The organism is Arthrobacter sp. UYEF20 (assembly GCF_040546335.1).
GTDB lineage: Bacteria > Actinomycetota > Actinomycetes > Actinomycetales > Micrococcaceae > Arthrobacter.
In genome coordinates, this window is record NZ_JBEPNP010000005.1 from 41,083 (window position 1) to 58,537 (window position 17,455).

Genomic DNA, 17,455 nt, shown 5'->3' on the forward strand with positions numbered 1-17,455 from the left:
CGGTGGCGGTGATCCGACGGGCCGGAGAACGTCATCCGTGACGCTCTCCGGCCCGTCGCCGTATTCCGGCCGGTTATCGAAGTATCCTGCCGCGGGAATAGACTTGAGTAATTAACGGGTTGTGAGGGGTGCTTCATTGGAAGAACGTTCGACGCCGGTGCCGGCAGCACCAGCGGACAAGGGTACCGGCCAGGGTTCGCAGACTGGTGTGGTGGCTCCTGTCCGCGCCGATCCGGTTGTCCCCGTCGATAGCTCGGGCGCGCGGACCACCTTCCCCGGCCGCCGCGAACGCACCCGCTCCCGGCTCGCCCGGCTGACAGGGCGCGGCGCCCCGGCCTACTCGCCCATCCTGGAGCCCCTGCTCCGCACCGTGCGTGCCAACAACCCCAAAGAGGACTTCGACCTCATCCAGCGTGCCTTCGTCGTGGCGGAGCGCTGCCACCGCGGGCAGAAGCGTAAGAGCGGCGATCCGTACATCACGCACCCCGTGGCGGTGGCCACGATCCTCGCCGAACTGGGCCTCAGCGGCACCACGCTGGCCGCGGCACTGCTGCACGACACCGTCGAGGACACGTCCTACACCCTGGCGGACCTCAAGGCCGAGTTCGGGCCCGAAGTCGCGATGCTGGTTGACGGCGTCACGAAACTGGACAAGGTCAGCTTCGGCGAGGCGGCCCAGTCCGAAACGGTGCGCAAGATGGTCGTGGCGATGGCCAAAGACATCCGGGTGCTGATGATCAAACTCGCTGACCGGCTGCACAACGCCCGCACCTGGCGCTTCGTGTCCGCCGAGTCCTCGGCGCGGAAGGCCCGGGAAACCCTGGAAATCTTTGCACCGCTGGCCCACCGGCTCGGCATGAACACGATCAAGTGGGAACTGGAGGACCTCTCCTTCGCGGCCCTCTACCCGAAGGTCTACGAGGAAATCGTGCGCATGGTGGGGGACCGGACCCCGGAGCGCGAGAAAAACCTGAGTGTCATCCGCAACCAGATCACCGAGGACCTGCGCGCGGCCAAGATCAAGGCCACCATCACCGGACGGCCGAAGCATTACTACTCGATCTACCAGAAGATGATCGTCCGGGACAAGGACTTCGACGACATCAACGACCTCATGGGCGTCCGGGTCCTCGTCGACTCTGTCCGGGACTGTTACGCGGCACTGGGCGCGATGCACTCGCGCTGGAACCCCCTGCCGGGGCGGTTCAAGGACTATATCGCGATGCCCAAATTCAACATGTACCAATCACTGCACACCACGGTGATCGGTCCGGGCGGCAAGCCGGTCGAAATCCAGATCCGCACGCATGAGATGCACCGCCGCGCCGAATACGGCGTCGCCGCGCACTGGAAGTACAAGGACCAGCCGAACCGCACGGCTGCCGGTCCGGGCAGCCCCCGCGACGGCGACATGGGCTGGCTACGCTCCCTGGTCGACTGGCAGCAGGAGACCTCCGATCCCGGCGAATTCCTGGACTCGTTGCGCTTTGAAATCAACGCCCGCGAGGTCTTCGTCTTCACCCCCAAGGGCGAGGTCATGGCCCTGCCCGCCGGCTCCACACCCGTGGACTTCGCCTACGCCGTGCATACCGAGGTGGGCCACCGGACCATCGGTGCCCGGGTCAACGGCAAGCTGGTGCCGCTAAACAGCGAACTGAACCACGGCGACTGGGTGGAGATCTTCACTTCGAAGGCCGAAGGGGCCGGGCCCAGCCAGGACTGGCAGCACTTCGTCAAGAGCGCCCGTGCCCGCAACAAGATCCGGCAGTGGTTCAGCAAGGAACGCCGCGACGAGGCGATCGACCGCGGCAAGGAACTGCTGACCAAGGCCATGCGCAAGCAGAACCTCCCGCTGCAGCGGCTCATGACGCACGACGCCCTCGCCGCAATCGCCGAGGACTTCAAGTACGCGGACATTTCCGGGCTGTACGCAGGGGTGGGTGACGGCCACACCTCGGCCCAGTCCGTCATGGAACGCCTTGTCGAGAGCCTCGGCGGGAAGGAAACGCCCGGCGATAACCTCTCCGAGGTCTCCATCCCCACCCAGGTCAGCAAAGCCAAGTACTCCGATTCCGGCGTCGTCGTCCGCGGCGTGGACGACGTTTGGGTGAAGCTGGCACGGTGCTGCACACCCGTGCCGCCGGATCCGATTCTGGGCTTTGTCACGCGCGGTTCGGGCGTGTCCGTGCACCGGACCGACTGCACCAACGTCGCGGGCCTGATGGACCAGCCGGACCGGATTGTCGACGTCGACTGGGCGCCCACGCAGTCGAGCGTGTTCCTGGTGGAAATCCAGGTCGAGGCCTTGGACCGCAAGTCCCTGCTTTCGGACGTTACACGGATCCTGTCGGAAAACCACGTCAATATCCTGGCGGCGAGCGTGCACACCTCCACGGACCGCGTGGCCATTTCCAAGTTTGCCTTTGAAATGGGCGATCCCAAGTACCTGAGCCACGTGCTCAGTGCGGTCCGCCGGATCGACGGTGTCTTTGACGTCTATCGCACCACCGGGAACCGGCGGCGCAGCTAGGGCGGTTTTCCGTCCTCCAGGGCAGCGAGTTTCTCCAGTGCCCCCTTCTTGTGCGGCACGTGCGGGGTGGCTTCCACGGCGAGCCGGAGCAGGCGCAGCCGCACGCCCAGCTCAGTCCGGGCCAGGAGCGCGTTCAGGGCCGGCAGCGCCCGTTCCGTTTCCACATGGAGGGCGATGTCCACGCCAGTCCGTAGCGGGCTGGAGACCATCAGCCCGCCGAGGCTGACGACGTCGAACGGACCCAGGCGCACCTCATGGAAAGTGCAGCCTCGCGTGGATCTCAGGCTGGAAAGTCTCCGGTTGGCGTCCACCAGCAGCGCCAGGCGGTCCGGTTCCCGCGCGCAGCCGTAAACCCAGGCCGCCGTCATCCTGCCTGCGACCACGCGCTGCCTGATCGGCGGCGGGATCATCGTGGCGAGAGCGCGGGCCCGGAGCCGCGGGGTGGAACGGGTGCCCGGCGGCAGGTAGCCGCGCTGGTACAGCTGCGTCAGGACGCCGTCGGACGCCATGGCCTGCAGCTCCGGCCACGAGAAGAGCATGCCGGGGGAGTACAGTTCGGCCGGAAGAGCATCAGGGGCAACCGGATCAGCGCCGGGCGGGTGGACCATTCAGCAATCGTGCCCGGTGTCCGGGCCACGAAACAGGCCCCGTCCCGGTCATGTGGATAACCGAAACGGGGCCTGGGCTGGATTCCAGCCGGGGTGCTAGGCCCGCCGGGGTGCTAGGAGAGTTCGCTCGCTGAACGCTCGAGCTGTTCCAGCCACGCCTGGCGGGCTTCGAGAGCTTCCTTGGCTACCGTGATCTTGCGCTCGTCGCCTGCCTTCTCGGCCTTGGTAAGGTCGTCCTTGAGGCCGGCGATGGCGGATTCCAGCTGGCTCAGCGCGCTGTTGGTGCGGGCCTTCGTTTCCGGGTTGGACCGCTTCCAGTTCTCATCCTCGGCTTGGCGGACGGCGTCCTCCACCTTCCGCAGCCCGGCTTCCACGCGGCCCATATCGGCGCGCGGCACCTTGCCGGCCTCTTCCCAGCGGTCACGGATGGACTGGAGTGCCTTCTTGGCGGCAGCGAGGTCCTTGATGGGCAGCAGCCCGTTGGCTTCGACCAGCAGGGCTTCCTTCACCACGAGGTTCGTGCCGTATTCCTGATCGATCTCATCATTGGCTGCCTGGCGGTGGGTGAAGAAGACATCCTGCGCGGCCCGGAAACGTGCCCAGAGGGCGTCGTCGTCCTTGCGGCTGGCGCGGGGAGAGGCCTTCCACTCGTCCATGAGGCGGCGGTACTCGCCAGCTGCGAAGCCCCAGTCGGTCGAGGAGGACAAGGCTTCCGCCTCGGCAATCAGCTTCTCCTTGGCAGCCTTGGCTGCCGAGTTGTTGCTGTCCAGCTGCGAGAAGTAGGCGCGGCGGTGCCGGTCAAAGACGGTACGGGCAGCCCGGAAGCGCTTCCAGAGGGCGTCCTCGTTGCTCCGGCCGAGCCGGACCCCGCTCTTCTGAGCCGTCTTCCATCCCTCGAAGAGTTCGTTCATCCGGGCGCTGGAGGTCTTCCACTGGATCTGCGCCGGGTCGTGTCCGGCGATCTCCTCAGCTTCGGCCACGATGGCTTCGCGGGCGGCCAGTTCGGCGGCGCGGACGGCGTCGTGTTCGGCCTTCTCGGCCTTCTCAAGCTCGCTGATCTGCGTGGCGAGGGCGTCCAGGCGGGCCTCGGCGGCGGGGAGATCGCCCACCATGTTCCGCTCGGCCAGCTGCTCGCGCAGGTGCGTGACGGTCTTCTGCATGTCCGTGGCCGGCGCCTTGGAGCTGACGCGCTGTTCCAACAGGACAATCTGCGCGACGACGTCGTCGTATTTCCGGGCGAAATAGCCCAAGGCCTCGTCATCGCTGACGCCCGGGTACTGGCCGACGGGGTGTTCCTCACCGGCTACGGTCAGGAAGACATGGCCGTCGCCTTCGACACGGCCCCAGCGGGCGGCCTCGGCGAGCGAAGCCGCCGAGGAGACCGACGCCGGTGCGGCTGCCGGAGCGGCCGGGGAAGGCTTTGCCTTGGGCCGGGCCGCGAAGGCTGCCGGGGACGGCGCGGGGCGCGACGCAGCCGGGGCGGCTTCGTCGGCGCGTGCTGCTGCGACGGCGGGTGCTGCTGCCACCGGGGCTGCTTCAGCGGCGGGTGCTGCTTCAGCCGGGGCTGCTTCCGCGGCGGGAGCTTCCGGTGCAGGCTTAACCTCGGCCTGCGGCTCTGTTACCTGCGGCCCTGTTACCTGCGGCTCTGTTAGCGTGTCCGCTGCTGGGTCTGGCGGAGTGTCTGTCGCCTGTGCTGTCGCGTGTGCTGGCGCCTGTGCTGTCGCGTGTGCTGGCGCCTGTGCCGTTGCTTGTCCTGCGCCGTGTCCTACGGACACTGCCTCGGCTTCGGTCTCGTTGGCAGCTGCTGCTGACACTGTTTCGTCGGATTTCTGACTGTCTGTCACCGCTAGAAGTCTTTCGCTTGGAGGGAAATACCGGCGCCGTGGCCGCAAGGGCCCCGGCTGGTTACTTCAGTGAGAACGAGTCTATCGTGACTGGTTCCACAGGTGCGCCGTCGGTGGCGTTATCACCCGGTTTAAGGCCGGCGGCAGCGATCCCGGCGACCACGTCGAGTCCGGATGTCACCTTGCCGACCACCGTATAGCCACCGGCAGCGTCGGCCGGAATGACGGTGTCCTTATACACAATGAAGAACTGGGTGCCGTTGCCGTTGGCGTTCCCGCCCGTCCTGGCCACGGCGATGGTGCCTGCCGGGTAGTCATTGTCCGGCGGGGTGTTTTCCAGCGGACCCCAGGTGTAGGCCGGATCGACGCTGCCGTCGCCGGATTTGGAGCCGCACTGCAGCACGCCGAAGGTCTCGCCCGTGGTGAGCCGGTGGCAGCTGAGTCCGGCGTAGAAGTTCTGGTCCGCCAGGGACTTGAAGACGGCGGCAGCCTGCGGCGCCTTGGTGCCGTCGAGTTCGACGCCGAGTGTTCCGGCATTGAGCTTGAGCTCGCCGGTGAAGGTCTTGCCGGCCGCGGTCTCCGGTTTGGGGATGTTCTCGCCGTTGCCGGCCGAGGCCGAGGCCGACGGCGTCGCGGCCGGTGAGGCGAGTTCGGCCTGCGCTGCGGCGAATTCCTCCTCGGTGGGGTTGGAGGAGAAGACCGTCAGCTGGAGGACGAGGGCGAGGGCCACCGCCGCGGTGCCCGCGCCCACGGCGAGGATGTTGTCCCGCTTCCGGCGTTTGTCCTGCTCCCGGCGCAGCCCGCGCTTTGCTTCCATCTGCTGGACGCGCCGCTTGGCATCGCGGGCGCTCCGTGAACTGGCCGCCAAAAGTCCTCCTGGTTGTCGGGCCGGAACCTCGACGGGCCGTGGCGCCGTCGCGGTTTCAGCTGCAAAGCTGTGGGTAGTCCCGTTAGTGCCCGGCCTCATTAGAGATGCCGGCGTTCAACGCATAAACTGACTGCCGCACACAGTTTATGCACGACTGGCCGGTCTGCCGCTTATCTGTTAGCCGTTTCGGACATCCCGTTACGGCCGGGATGCGGCGCAAGTGAACCGGCCGGTGATACCTGAGGAGAAAATTCCACCATGGCACGCACCGCCTCCCTGTCCGGATTCCCCGAGTGGCTTCCCGAGGAGCGGCTGGTGGAGCTCCATGTGCTGGATACCCTGCGCCGGACTTTTGAGCTCCATGGCTTCTCCTCGATCGAGACCCGGGCCGTGGAGACGGTGGGCCAGCTGCTGCGCAAGGGCGAGATCGACAAAGAGGTCTACGGCCTGAGCCGGCTCCAGGATGAGGACAGCGAGGAAGCCAAGTCACACAAGGGTGATCCGCATGCCTTGGCCCTGCACTTTGACCTGACGGTGCCCTTCGCCCGCTACGTCGTGGAGAACGCCGGCTACCTCGCCTTCCCGTTCCGCCGTTACCAGATCCAGAAGGTCTGGCGCGGCGAACGCCCGCAGGAGGGCCGCGCCCGCGAGTTCACCCAGGCGGACATCGACATCGTCGGCGACGGCGAACTGCCGTTCCGCTACGACGTCGAGATTGCCCTGGTCATCGCCGAGGCCCTGGGCGCCCTGCCGATTCCGGATTTCCTGCTCCGGATCAACAACCGCAAGCTCGCCGAAGGCTTCTACCACGGCATCGGACTCATGGACACAGCCGGAGTACTGCGCAGCATCGACAAGCTCGAGAAGATCGGTCCCGCCAAGGTGGCGGAGCTGCTGCAATCCGAACTCGGGGCCAGCGAGGAGCAGGCACAGTTGGCGCTCAAGCTCGCCTCGATCCGCACCGAGGACACGTCCTTCGTGCAGCAGGTCCGGGCCCTGGGCGTGAGCAGCGAACTGCTGGAGGAAGGACTGAACGAGCTGGAACAGGTCATTGCGGCCACCGTTCAGCACGCCCCGGGACGGGTCGTCGCGGACCTCAGCATCGCCCGGGGCCTGGACTATTACACCGGGACCGTGGTGGAAACCATCCTGGTGGGCCACGAACAGCTCGGCTCGATCTGCTCCGGCGGCCGGTACGACGCACTGGCCAGCAAGGGCAACCGCAAGTTCCCCGGCGTCGGACTGTCAATCGGCGTGACCCGGCTGGTCTCGCGCATCCTCAGCCAGGACCTCGCCAAGGCAACACGCTCGGTGCCCACCGCCGTGCTGGTGACGCTCAACAACGACGACACCTGGGGCGCGGCCCAGGACGTCGCCGCGCAGCTGCGCAGCCGGGGCATCGCCACCGAGGTCGCCGCGAAGGCCGAGAAGTTCGGCAAGCAGATCAAGTTCGCCGACCGCCGCGGCATCCCGTTTGTCTGGTTCACCGACGACGACGGCAAGCACCAGGTCAAGGACATCCGCTCCGGCGAACAGTCCGACGCCGATCCGGCCAGCTGGGCCCCCGCCGAGGAGGACCTGCACGTCCGGGTCACCAACAGCTAGGACGCCTTACCCGCCGGCCAGCGGGTAAACTCGGACGGGACCGTTCCCGTAGCGGGCCTCACTTACTTGATTCTGTCTTCTTCAGAAAGGCGTGCTGTGCTGCGCACACATGACCTCGGATCCCTTCGCTCCGAGCACATTGGACAAACCGTAACCCTGGCCGGCTGGGTCGGCCGGCGTCGTGATCACGGTGGTGTCGCATTCGTTGACCTGCGTGACGCTTCGGGCGTCGCCCAGGTTGTGGTCCGTGAGGAAGAGGTTTTCCACGGTCTGCGCAACGAGTACGTGCTGCAGATTGTGGGCACCGTGTCCAGGCGCCCCGAGGGCAATGAGAACCCGGCGCTGGCCTCCGGCGAGATCGAGGTCATGGCCGAGAAGGTCACCATCCTCAACACCTCCGAGCCGCTGCCGTTCCAGATCGATGAGCACGTCGAAGTGGGCGAGGAAGCACGCCTCAAGCACCGGTACCTTGACCTGCGCCGCCCCGGCCCCGCCCGGAACCTGCGGCTGCGCTCGGAGGCCAACCGCGTGGCCCGTGAACTGCTCCACCAGGACGGCTTCGTCGAGATCGAAACCCCCACGCTGACGCGCTCGACGCCGGAAGGCGCCCGCGACTTCGTGGTCCCCGCTCGCCTCGCGCCCGGTTCCTGGTACGCGCTGCCGCAGTCCCCGCAGCTGTTCAAGCAGCTCCTGCAGGTGGGCGGTTTCGAGAAGTACTACCAGATTGCCCGCTGCTACCGCGACGAGGACTTCCGCGCGGACCGCCAGCCGGAATTCACCCAGCTCGATATCGAAGCCAGCTTCGTGGAGCAGGATGACATCATCCGGCTCGGCGAAGCGATCGTGAAGGCACTCTGGAAGCTGATCGACGTCGAGATCCCGACGCCGATCCAGCGCATCACCTACCACGATGCGATGGCCCGCTACGGCTCGGACAAGCCGGACCTGCGTTTCGGCGTGGAGCTCACCGAACTGACCGGGTTCTTCAAGGACACCGGCTTCGGCGTCTTCAAGGCCCCCTACGTCGGCGCCGTCGTCATGCCCGGCGGGGCCTCCCAGCCGCGCCGGACCCTGGACGGCTGGCAGGAGTTCGCCAAGCAGCGCGGGCACAAGGGACTGGCCTACGTCCTCTTCAAGGAAGACGGCGAACTGGCCGGCCCCGTGGCCAAGAACCTGACGGAGACTGAGCGTGCCGGCCTGGCCGGTGCCGTGGGCGCCAAGCCCGGCGACTGCATCTTCTTCGCCGCAGGGGAGAAGTCCGCGGCCCGTGCCCTGCTGGGTGCCGCCCGCGTGGAGATCGGCCACCGCACCGGCCTGATCAACCCGTCGGACTGGGCCTTCGTGTGGGTTGTCGACGCCCCGATGTTCGAACCGGCCGCAGCCGCTGTCGCCTCCGGTGACGTCGCCGTCGGGAGCGGGAAGTGGACCGCCGTGCACCACGCGTTCACCTCGCCCAAGCCCGAGTTCATGGACAGCTTCGACAAGGATCCCGAGTCGGCGCTGTCCTACGCCTACGACATCGTCTGCAACGGCAACGAAATCGGTGGCGGCTCCATCCGTATCCATGAGCGCGACATCCAGGAACGGGTCTTCGAACTCATGGGCCTGGACAAGGAGGATGCCCAGACCAAGTTTGGCTTCCTCCTGGAGGGCTTCAAGTTCGGCGCGCCTCCGCACGGCGGCATCGCCTTCGGATGGGACCGCGTGGTGGCACTGCTGGCTGGCGTTGAGTCCATCCGCGACGTCATCGCCTTCCCGAAGTCCGGCGGCGGCTTCGACCCGCTGACCCAGGCGCCCGCTCCGATCACGGCGCAGCAGCGCAAGGAAGCCGGCGTTGACTTCAAGCCGGAGGCCAAGAAGGCCGAATAGCCGGCATGGTTCAACGCCAGAGGCTCCCCGGGAAACCGGGGGGCCTCTGCCGTCTCATGGAAGGTGTTGAAGGGAAGAAATGACGGAGCCGACCGGGTTGCCCGATCTTGAGGCGCTGATGGATGCCGCCTGGCCCGCCGCCGAGCGGGAGGAGTCCGGCGGCTGGATGCTCCGCGCCGCGTCCGGCGTGACGCAGCGAGCCAACTCCGTCTGGCCCCGGAACCCTGGCGAAGACCCGCACGGGCAGCTCCGTGCACTGCGCGAGGCGCGGCTCTGGTACCGGAGCCGCCGCCTGCCGCTGATTTTCCAGATGTTCGAAGGCCCGCGTCATGCCGGCCTGAACGCCGTGCTCGACGAGCAGGGCTTCACCCGGCAGTCCGAAACGTTGGTGCTGGTCCGGGACGGCGGCACGGAGCCGGAGCCGGAGTCGCCGGAGCCCGGCTCCGGCGTCGAGCTCTCCGTTGAGCCCACCGCGGAATGGCTGCGTCTCTGGTGGAGCGTTGACGGCCGGGGGGACGAGGCGGCGCTCGGCGTCGCCCGCGAAATCCTCGAAGGTTGCCCCTCGCTGTACGCGCTGCTGCGGGACGACGACGGCGTGCCGGCCGCCGTCGGACGGCTCGCCGTTCCGCCTCCCGGCGGGGCAGTCGGGGCAGCCGGCCGGGGCGGCCTGTACTGCATGGCAACCCGCCCGGACGCCCGGCGGCGGGGCTACGCCGCCAGGATCCTGCGGGCGCTGCTGGCTGCCGGGGCATCCCGCGGCGTGGAAGGCTGCTGGCTGCTGGTGATGGCCTCCAACGCCGGAGCCCGGGAGCTCTATGCCCGGGCCGGGTTCTCCGAGGCCGGACGTTACCTTTACCGGCAGGAGCGGCCGAAGCGGCACCTGACGGGCTGCTGAGGATTCCCTCCGTGGGCGCCGCCGGCGCGCCATTTCGGCGGTTCCCCGCCTGCGGGGCGCGGGTCTTTCAAGCGGGCGGATCGGTCACCAGGATCCGCACCGCGCACAGGTCCGCGGCGGCCTTTTTCAGCACCGCGGCGCGTGGGTCCGGGACGTCCAGGAACGCCAGCCTCGCCAGCGCACCGTACTGCTTCAGCACCGGCTCGGCGAGCACCTGTTCGGCGAGGGTCCGGTCGCCCCCGGGCGCGATGTATTCGATGGGGTGCGCCGCGAAGATCCGGGCGGCATGATCCGCGACGGCCTCCACCAGGGCATCGGCCTGGTTGGCCCGGCGACGGGCAAACCGTTGCTGGGACCAGCCGCCGGCCGCCGTCCGGGACTGGACATGGCGCGTGCCGGTTTTGGACGCCAGCACGGCGCCGGCGCTGATCACGGCCACGGAGTAACCGCCCCGGCGGACCAGCACGGCCCCGACGCTCCTCGGCTGCCCGGCGAGGGAAGCCAGCCGGGAGACGGCATCGCCGCCGCGTCCGGGCCGCCCGTCCACCGGCCACGGTGCCTGCAGCAGGGCCGCGGCCCCGTCCGCGGCGCGCAGCTGGAGGCCGCCGTCGAGCTCTTCCTCGTTCACCGCGCCGTGGCTCGCGGCGAAGCGCTCCACCCAGCCAGGCAGGCGGGTGCCGGACACGAACGCCAGGCGGGTTTCGGTGGTGGCCATGGCTCGGGTCTCCGTTGAAGGTGGTGGGTGCAGCGCGTGCGGGAACTAGAAGTAGCCTATCTATGTGGATGATCTCTTTGGCGCAGGACGGGATAGCAGCGCCGCTATCGAGGACGACGACGACGCCGAAGAGTCCGCAGACCGCCGCGCTACCTCGCCGCGCAGCCCGCTCGCGGTCCGGATGCGGCCCCGGACCCTGGATGACGTGGTGGGCCAGCAGCATCTCCTCGGCCCGGGATCCCCGCTGCGGCAGCTCGCGGCCGGCACCGACGCCACCGGCCCCGCCGGCCCCAGCTCGCTGATCCTCTGGGGACCCCCGGGCACCGGCAAGACCACTCTCGCGCACGTGATCGCCAAGGGCCCGGGCCGGAAGTTCGTGGAGCTCTCCGCCATCACCGCCGGTGTCAAAGACGTCCGGCGTGTCATGGAGGAGGCCCTGACCGCCCGGGACCTCTTCAAGACCACCACAGTGCTGTTCCTGGACGAGATCCACCGCTTCAACAAAGCCCAGCAGGACGCGCTGCTGCCCGGCGTCGAAAACCGCTGGGTGGTGCTGGTGGCCGCGACCACCGAAAACCCGTCCTTCTCGGTCGTCTCCCCGCTGCTCTCCCGGTCCCTGCTCCTGACCCTCAAGCCGCTCACCGACGCCGACGTCGAGGGGCTGCTGCTGCGGGCCGCGACGGATCCTCGCGGGCTGGGCGGCAAGGTGGAACTCAGCGCCGAGGCCCTGGGACACCTCGTCCGGCTCTCCGGCGGGGACGCCCGCCGCGCGCTGACAGCGCTGGAGGCGGCCGCCGGCGTCGCGTTCGGCGACGCGGACGACGCCGACGGCACCGCCGGTACGGGAGAACCGGCTCCGGTCACGATCGAGCTCAAGCACACGGAACGGGCCCTTGACGTCGCCTCCGTGCGCTACGACCGCGCCGGCGACCAGCACTATGACGTGGCCAGCGCCTTCATCAAGTCCATCCGGGGCTCCGACGTCGACGCCGCCCTGCACTACCTGGCCCGGATGCTCGAGGCGGGGGAGGACCCGCGGTTCGTGGCCCGGCGCATTGTCATCTCTGCGGCCGAGGACGTCGGCATGGCCGATCCGACGGCGCTGCAGACCGCCGTCGCCGCGGCGCAGGCCGTGCAGCTGATCGGCATGCCGGAAGGCCGCATCATCCTGGCCGAGGCCGTGGTGCACCTCGCCACGGCGCCCAAGTCCAATGCCGCCTATCTGGGCATCAACCAGGCGATCGCCGATGTCCGGGCCGGGCTGGGCAACGGCATCCCTGCGCACCTGCGCGACGCCCACTACCCGGGGTCAAAACAGCTGGGCCACGGGAAGGGCTACAAGTACGCGCATGACGCACCGCACTCGGTGGCCACCCAGCAGTACCCGCCGGACGACCTGGTGGGACGCAACTACTACGAACCGACCGCCAACGGCGCGGAACGCGACATCTCCACCCGGCTGGAGCGCCTGCGGAAGATCATCCGCGGCAAGTGACCGGCGGGCACTGAAACTGCCCGTTGACTTCCCCTCCGGGAGGTCTAACGTGGAATTACGTCAGCAAGGATCTGCTGCACGTGCGTGGTCTCCAAGGTCCCTTCCCAGGCAGTCCCCGTTTCCAGGTCGTGTCCCATGTCCGTAAATTTCGTCACAACCATGGCTGTCAAGTCCTTTGATGCCCCGGACAAGAAGCGGTGCCCGGAGAAAGCCGAATTCGATCTTGTCACCGTGAATGACTATTCCGTGGCCCGGCGGATTCTCGGCCCGGGCTGGCGGTGGTCCGAATGCATCAAACCCTTCGAACAGACCGAACTGTGCCAGCATCACCATCTCGGATTCTGCGTCTCCGGGACAATGGAAGTGGAGTCCTCCGACGGGCTGCGCTCCACAATCCACGCCAACGATACGTTCGCGATCCCGCCCGGCCATGACGAGTGGGTGGTGGGGGCCACATCGTTCGTGGCCGTGGAATTCCTCGGAGCGGCCTCGTTCGGGCGGCGCAGCAGCCGGGGCGTGCACGCCAGGATCTGACGGCCCGCCGGCCCCGCCATGGTAGGCTTATTCGTTGTCTGGCAAGGCACGGACGCACAATCCCACCGACTTCAGTATCTGATGCTGATTTGACGCTGTTTTGGTGGGCTTCGCCCCGTGCCCAGTAGCAAAAGGCAGCGGTTGGCCGATGCTCTCCATCGTGGAGGCCAGTAACACTGACACACCGCAGATATTGGAAGGACACAAGTGGCTAACAACACTCGTGCTCGCCGTACCGCACGCCTTTCGCGTGCACTCGGCATCGCTCTGACCCCCAAGGCCGCCAAGTACATGGAGCGCCGCCCGTACGGCCCCGGTGAGCATGGCCGTGCCCGCAAGAAGCAGGACTCCGACTACGCCGTACGTCTGCGCGAAAAGCAGCGTCTGCGCGCCCAGTACGGCATCCGCGAAGCCCAGATGACGCGTGCCTTCGAAGAAGCACGCCGCACCAAGGGCCTGACCGGTGAAAACCTGATCGAACTGCTCGAAATGCGTCTCGACGCCCTCGTGCTGCGTGCCGGCTTCGCCCGCACCATCGCCCAGGCCCGCCAGCTGGTTGTCCACCGCCACATCCTGGTTGACGGCATCCGCGTTGACCGCCCGTCTTTCCGCGTCTCCGAGGGCCAGCTGGTCCACGTCCACAGCCGCAGCGAAACCATGGTTCCGCTCCAGGTTGCGGCGGCCGGCGCGCACCGCGACGTCCTGCCGATGGTTCCGGCCTACCTGGACGTCAAGCTTGACGCCCTGCAGGCCCGCCTCGTGCGCCGCCCCAAGCGCACCGAAATCCCCGTGACCTGCGAAGAGCAGCTCGTCGTGGAATTCTACGCACGCTAGATCCAACGCAACACCTTACAAAGAAGCCCGTGGCAAGCGCCGCGGGCTTCTTTGTATGTAAGGTACTTGGGGGAGTTCTGCGGTTGCCGGCTGTATCAGTCGGAGCACGCTGCAGGAATACGACGCAACAAGGAGATGAACGTCTATGTCTGGTGGCGATATTGCCGGCCTGATCGCGGCCGGAGTGTTTGCACTGCTGGTCCTGCTGCTCGCCGTGCCGATTCTGAAGCTCGGGGGAGTGTTTGACGAGGTGCGGACGTCCATCCGCTCGATCAGCGACGGCGCCACCCCGCTGATGGACGAAGTCACCGCCACCGTCTCCACCACGAATGAGCAGCTGAAGAAGGTCGACGGGATCGCCTCCAACGTCTCGGACGCCTCCGCCAACATCTCGGCGCTGTCCTCCCTCGTGGCCGCCACCGTGGGTTCACCGCTGATCAAGGTTGCGGCCTTCAGCTACGGCGTACGTTCCGCTTTCACCGCCCGCAAAAAACCCGCCACCGGCCGCCGCAGCCGCTAAGCCCAGCTGGAGAAACTGACATGAACAGAATCATCTGGATGGGAATCGGCGTCGCCATCGGCGTCATCGCCTTCCGCAAGGTCACCGAGGCCCAGTCCAATCTCGGCCCCGCAGGCCTGAACCGCGCCGTCGGACGGCTCGCCGACGGCCTGTACGACTTCGCCGGCGCCGTCCGCGAAGGCATGCACGAGCGGGAAACCGAGCTGCGCGCCGCCCTTGGCATTGACGCTGGCATAGATGCAGCCGTGGGCGCTGCCACTGTCGCTGGCGCTGGGACGCCCGTTGCCGGCCGGGATGCAGCCCGCCGCTAGCCGGGAGAGAATTAGTAAGGGCCGCACCCTGCCACGGGCGGCCAGGCCGGTCCACGGACCGGAACCACATTGTTCCGCGGAGTCCCCGCGTGGACGACGCACGCAGTGAATAATTCAGTGAATATTGAAGGGTAAGTAATCAGCTCATGAAGTCGCAGGAGATCACCAAGCGCTGGATCGACTTTTTTGTCAGCAAAGGCCACACGGCGGTTCCCTCCGCCTCCCTGGTCTCCAGCGACCCCTCCCTGCTGTTCACGGTGGCCGGCATGGTTCCGTTCATTCCGTACCTGACCGCGCGGGAGGAAGCCCCCTACAAGCGGGCAACCAGCGTGCAGAAGTGCATCCGGACCGGCGACATCGAGGAAGTCGGCAAGACCGCCCGGCACGGCACGTTCTTCCAGATGTGCGGCAACTTCTCCTTCGGCGACTACTTCAAGGAAGACGCCATCAAGTTTGCCTGGGAGCTGCTCACCAGCAGCGTTGACGACGGCGGCTACGGCCTGGCGCCGGAGCGCCTCTGGGTCACCGTCTACGAAGCGGACGACGAGGCCGAGCAGCTGTGGCTGAAGAACACCGGCATGCCGGCCGGGCGGATCCAGCGGATGGGCAAGGCGGACAACTACTGGTCCACCGGCCAGCCCGGACCGGCCGGCCCCTGCTCCGAGATCTACTACGACCGCGGGCCGTCGTACGGCGTCGAGGGCGGCCCGATCGCGGACGAGAACCGCTACGTCGAGATCTGGAACCTCGTGTTCATGCAGTACCAGATCGATAACGTCCGCTCCAAGGTGGACTTCGACATCACCGGCGAACTGCCCCAGAAGAACATCGACACCGGCCTCGGCATGGAGCGCCTGGCGATGATCCTGCAGGACGTCGAGAACATGTACGAGACGGACCAGGTCCGCCCCGTGATCGACAGGGCTGCCGCCCTCTCCGGCCGGGAGTACACCTCCGCCGAGTCCGCCGAGGACCCGCACCACACCGACGACGTCCGGATGCGCGTCGTCGCCGACCACATCCGCTCGGCCCTGATGCTGATCGCCGACGGCGTCACCCCCTCCAACGAGGGCCGCGGCTATGTGCTGCGCCGCCTGATCCGCCGCGCCGTGCGCTCCATGCGCCTGCTCGGCGTCGAGACGGCCTGCCTGCCCGAACTGCTGCCGGCCTCCCGGGACGCCATGAAGGGTGTCTACCCGATCGTGGAGACCGACTTCGAGCGGATCAGCCGGATCGCCTATGCCGAAGAGAGGGCATTCCTGCGCACTATCGCGTCCGGCACAGCCCGGCTCGAGGACGCCGTCCAGGAGTCCAAGGCCGCCGGCCGGCCGCTCTCCGGCGCCGACGCCTTCGCCCTGCACGACACCTACGGCTTCCCGATCGACCTCACCCTGGAAATGGCTGAGGAGGCCGGGCTGAAGGTCGACGAGCCCGAGTTCCGCAAGCTCATGCTCGAACAGCGCCAACGCGCCCAGGCCGACGCCAAGGGCAAGAAGGGCTCCCACGCCGATCTCAGCGCCTTCCAGGAGCTGCTCTCTTCCGGCGAGACCGTCTTCACCGGCTACACCGAGCTCAACGGCGAATCCAAGGTCCGGGGCATCCTCTCCGGCGGCCGGAAGGTCGCCCAGGCCTCCACGGGCGATGAAATCGAACTCGTCCTCGCCGAAACCCCGTTCTACGCCGAGGCCGGCGGGCAGGCGGCCGACACCGGCCTGATCACCGGTGACGGCTTCGTCGTCGAGGTCCTGGACGTCCAGCGCCCGATCAAGGGCCTCAGCGTGCACAAGGCCATCGTCCGGGAGGGTGAAATCGGCGCCGACTCGCTGGTCCAGGCTGCGGTGGACCGGGAACGCCGCCACGCCGCCGAGCAGGCCCACACCGGAACGCACATCGTGCACGCGGCCCTGCACCAGATCCTCGGCCCGGACGCGTTGCAGCGCGGCTCCTTCAACAAAGCCGGCTACCTGCGCTTCGACTTCGCCTGGGGCGAGGGCCTCAGCGCCGCCACCCGCTCCGAGATCGAGGAAGTCTCCAACATCGCCATCAGGAACAACTTCCGGGTGGACACCAAGGTCATGGGCCTGGCCGAGGCCAAGGCCCTCGGCGCCATGGCGCTCTTCGGTGAGAACTACGGCAACGAGGTCCGCGTCGTGGAGATCGACGGCGCCTGGTCCCGCGAGCTTTGCGGCGGCACCCACGTCGAGAACACCTCGCTGATCGGCAGCCTGTCCCTGCTCGGGGAACAGTCCGTCGGTTCAGGAAACCGCCGGGTCGAGGCCTTCGTGGGCATGGACGCCTTCCGGCACCTCGCCGCCGAGCGCGCACTCGTCACCGAGCTCACGGAAATGCTCAAGGTTCCCTCCGGACTGCTCGCGGACCGGATCGCCACCACCCTGACCAAGCTCAAGACGGCCGAGAAGGAACTTGACCGGCTGCGCAGGGAGCAGCTCACGGCGGCCGCCGCACAGCTTGTCGGCACCGCCAGGGACGCCGCGGGCGTCAAGGTCATCGCCCACGACGCCGGCCAGGTCAGCGGCGCGGATGATCTGCGCGGCCTGGCCCTGGACCTGCGGACCCGGCTCGGTTCCGAGCCTGCCGCCGTCGCGGTGGCCGGTGTCAGTAACGACCGTCCCGTCATCCTGGTCGCCACCAACGAAGCCGCCCGCGCGGCCGGTGTCAAGGCGGGCGCCCTGGTGCGCCTCGCCGCCGGCATCCTCGGCGGCGGCGGTGGCGGCAAGGACGACGTCGCCCAGGGCGGCGGCACGGACGCGTCCAAGGTCGGCGCGGCCCTCGCCGCCGTCGTGGACGCCATCACCCGGCGCTAGCG

14 protein-coding genes are annotated in these 17,455 nt (G+C 67.7%); 10 read left to right on the forward strand and 4 right to left on the reverse strand.

The window, feature by feature from the left end:
* Positions 1-136 precede the first annotated feature (136 nt).
* Positions 137-2,530: a RelA/SpoT family protein gene (locus tag ABIB26_RS07555; RefSeq protein WP_502913633.1), complete on the forward strand. Its 2,394-nt coding sequence runs from the start codon at positions 137-139 to the stop codon at positions 2,528-2,530.
* Here the strand turns inward: ABIB26_RS07555 and ABIB26_RS07560 are convergent.
* The 3 genes from ABIB26_RS07560 to ABIB26_RS07570 all read right to left on the reverse strand — a co-directional run bounded on the left by ABIB26_RS07560 (position 2,527) and on the right by ABIB26_RS07570 (position 5,850).
* Positions 2,527-3,138 (reverse strand): hypothetical protein, encoded by a 612-nt coding sequence (locus ABIB26_RS07560; RefSeq protein WP_354241038.1) that lies wholly within the window; start codon positions 3,136-3,138, stop codon positions 2,527-2,529. The genes ABIB26_RS07555 and ABIB26_RS07560 overlap by 4 nt on opposite strands.
* Before the next feature lie 113 nt (positions 3,139-3,251).
* Positions 3,252-4,982, reverse strand: coding sequence for a DUF349 domain-containing protein (locus tag ABIB26_RS07565; protein ID WP_354241040.1), 1,731 nt, complete (start codon positions 4,980-4,982; stop codon positions 3,252-3,254).
* A gap of 61 nt (positions 4,983-5,043) precedes the next feature.
* Complete coding sequence (locus ABIB26_RS07570; protein WP_354241042.1) at positions 5,044-5,850, reverse strand: peptidylprolyl isomerase; 807 nt, start codon at positions 5,848-5,850, stop codon at positions 5,044-5,046.
* A 258-nt stretch (positions 5,851-6,108) separates the two neighbouring features.
* Here ABIB26_RS07570 and hisS point away from each other — a divergent pair, with 258 nt between their 5' ends.
* From hisS to ABIB26_RS07585, 3 genes are all read left to right on the forward strand, one after another.
* Positions 6,109-7,455, forward strand: a complete 1,347-nt coding sequence (gene hisS, locus ABIB26_RS07575) for a histidine--tRNA ligase (RefSeq protein WP_354241044.1) — start codon at positions 6,109-6,111, stop codon at positions 7,453-7,455.
* Positions 7,456-7,551: 96 nt separating this feature from the next.
* Positions 7,552-9,324, forward strand: coding sequence for an aspartate--tRNA ligase (gene aspS, locus ABIB26_RS07580; RefSeq protein WP_354241046.1), 1,773 nt, complete (start codon positions 7,552-7,554; stop codon positions 9,322-9,324).
* Between the two features lie 79 nt (positions 9,325-9,403).
* Entirely contained in the window at positions 9,404-10,219 is an 816-nt protein-coding gene (locus ABIB26_RS07585; protein ID WP_354241048.1) for a GNAT family N-acetyltransferase, read from the forward strand.
* Between the two features lie 67 nt (positions 10,220-10,286).
* Here the strand turns inward: ABIB26_RS07585 and ABIB26_RS07590 are convergent, their stop codons facing one another.
* Positions 10,287-10,934, reverse strand: coding sequence for an acVLRF1 family peptidyl-tRNA hydrolase (locus tag ABIB26_RS07590; RefSeq protein ID WP_354241050.1), 648 nt, complete (start codon positions 10,932-10,934; stop codon positions 10,287-10,289).
* A 64-nt stretch (positions 10,935-10,998) separates the two neighbouring features.
* Between ABIB26_RS07590 and ABIB26_RS07595 the strand changes: the two genes are divergently transcribed.
* The 6 genes from ABIB26_RS07595 (at position 10,999) to alaS (ending at position 17,453) form a co-directional block, all read left to right on the forward strand.
* A complete protein-coding gene (locus ABIB26_RS07595) occupies positions 10,999-12,429 on the forward strand; it encodes a replication-associated recombination protein A (protein WP_354241052.1) in 1,431 nt (476 codons plus the stop codon).
* 135 nt (positions 12,430-12,564) lie between these two features.
* Positions 12,565-12,963: a cupin domain-containing protein gene (locus ABIB26_RS07600; protein WP_354241054.1), complete on the forward strand. Its 399-nt coding sequence runs from the start codon at positions 12,565-12,567 to the stop codon at positions 12,961-12,963.
* Between the two features lie 207 nt (positions 12,964-13,170).
* Positions 13,171-13,797, forward strand: coding sequence for a 30S ribosomal protein S4 (gene rpsD, locus ABIB26_RS07605; RefSeq protein ID WP_354241056.1), 627 nt, complete (start codon positions 13,171-13,173; stop codon positions 13,795-13,797).
* A gap of 145 nt (positions 13,798-13,942) precedes the next feature.
* On the forward strand, positions 13,943-14,317 hold the full coding sequence (locus ABIB26_RS07610; RefSeq protein WP_354241058.1) for a DUF948 domain-containing protein: 375 nt from the start codon (positions 13,943-13,945) through the stop codon (positions 14,315-14,317).
* Between the two features lie 20 nt (positions 14,318-14,337).
* The gene (locus ABIB26_RS07615; RefSeq protein WP_502913634.1) at positions 14,338-14,628 is read left to right on the forward strand and encodes a hypothetical protein; all 291 of its coding nucleotides are present in this window, start codon (positions 14,338-14,340) and stop codon (positions 14,626-14,628) included.
* Positions 14,629-14,774: 146 nt separating this feature from the next.
* A complete protein-coding gene (gene alaS, locus ABIB26_RS07620) occupies positions 14,775-17,453 on the forward strand; it encodes an alanine--tRNA ligase (protein WP_354241060.1) in 2,679 nt (892 codons plus the stop codon).
* The last annotated feature ends 2 nt before the right edge of the window (positions 17,454-17,455 follow it).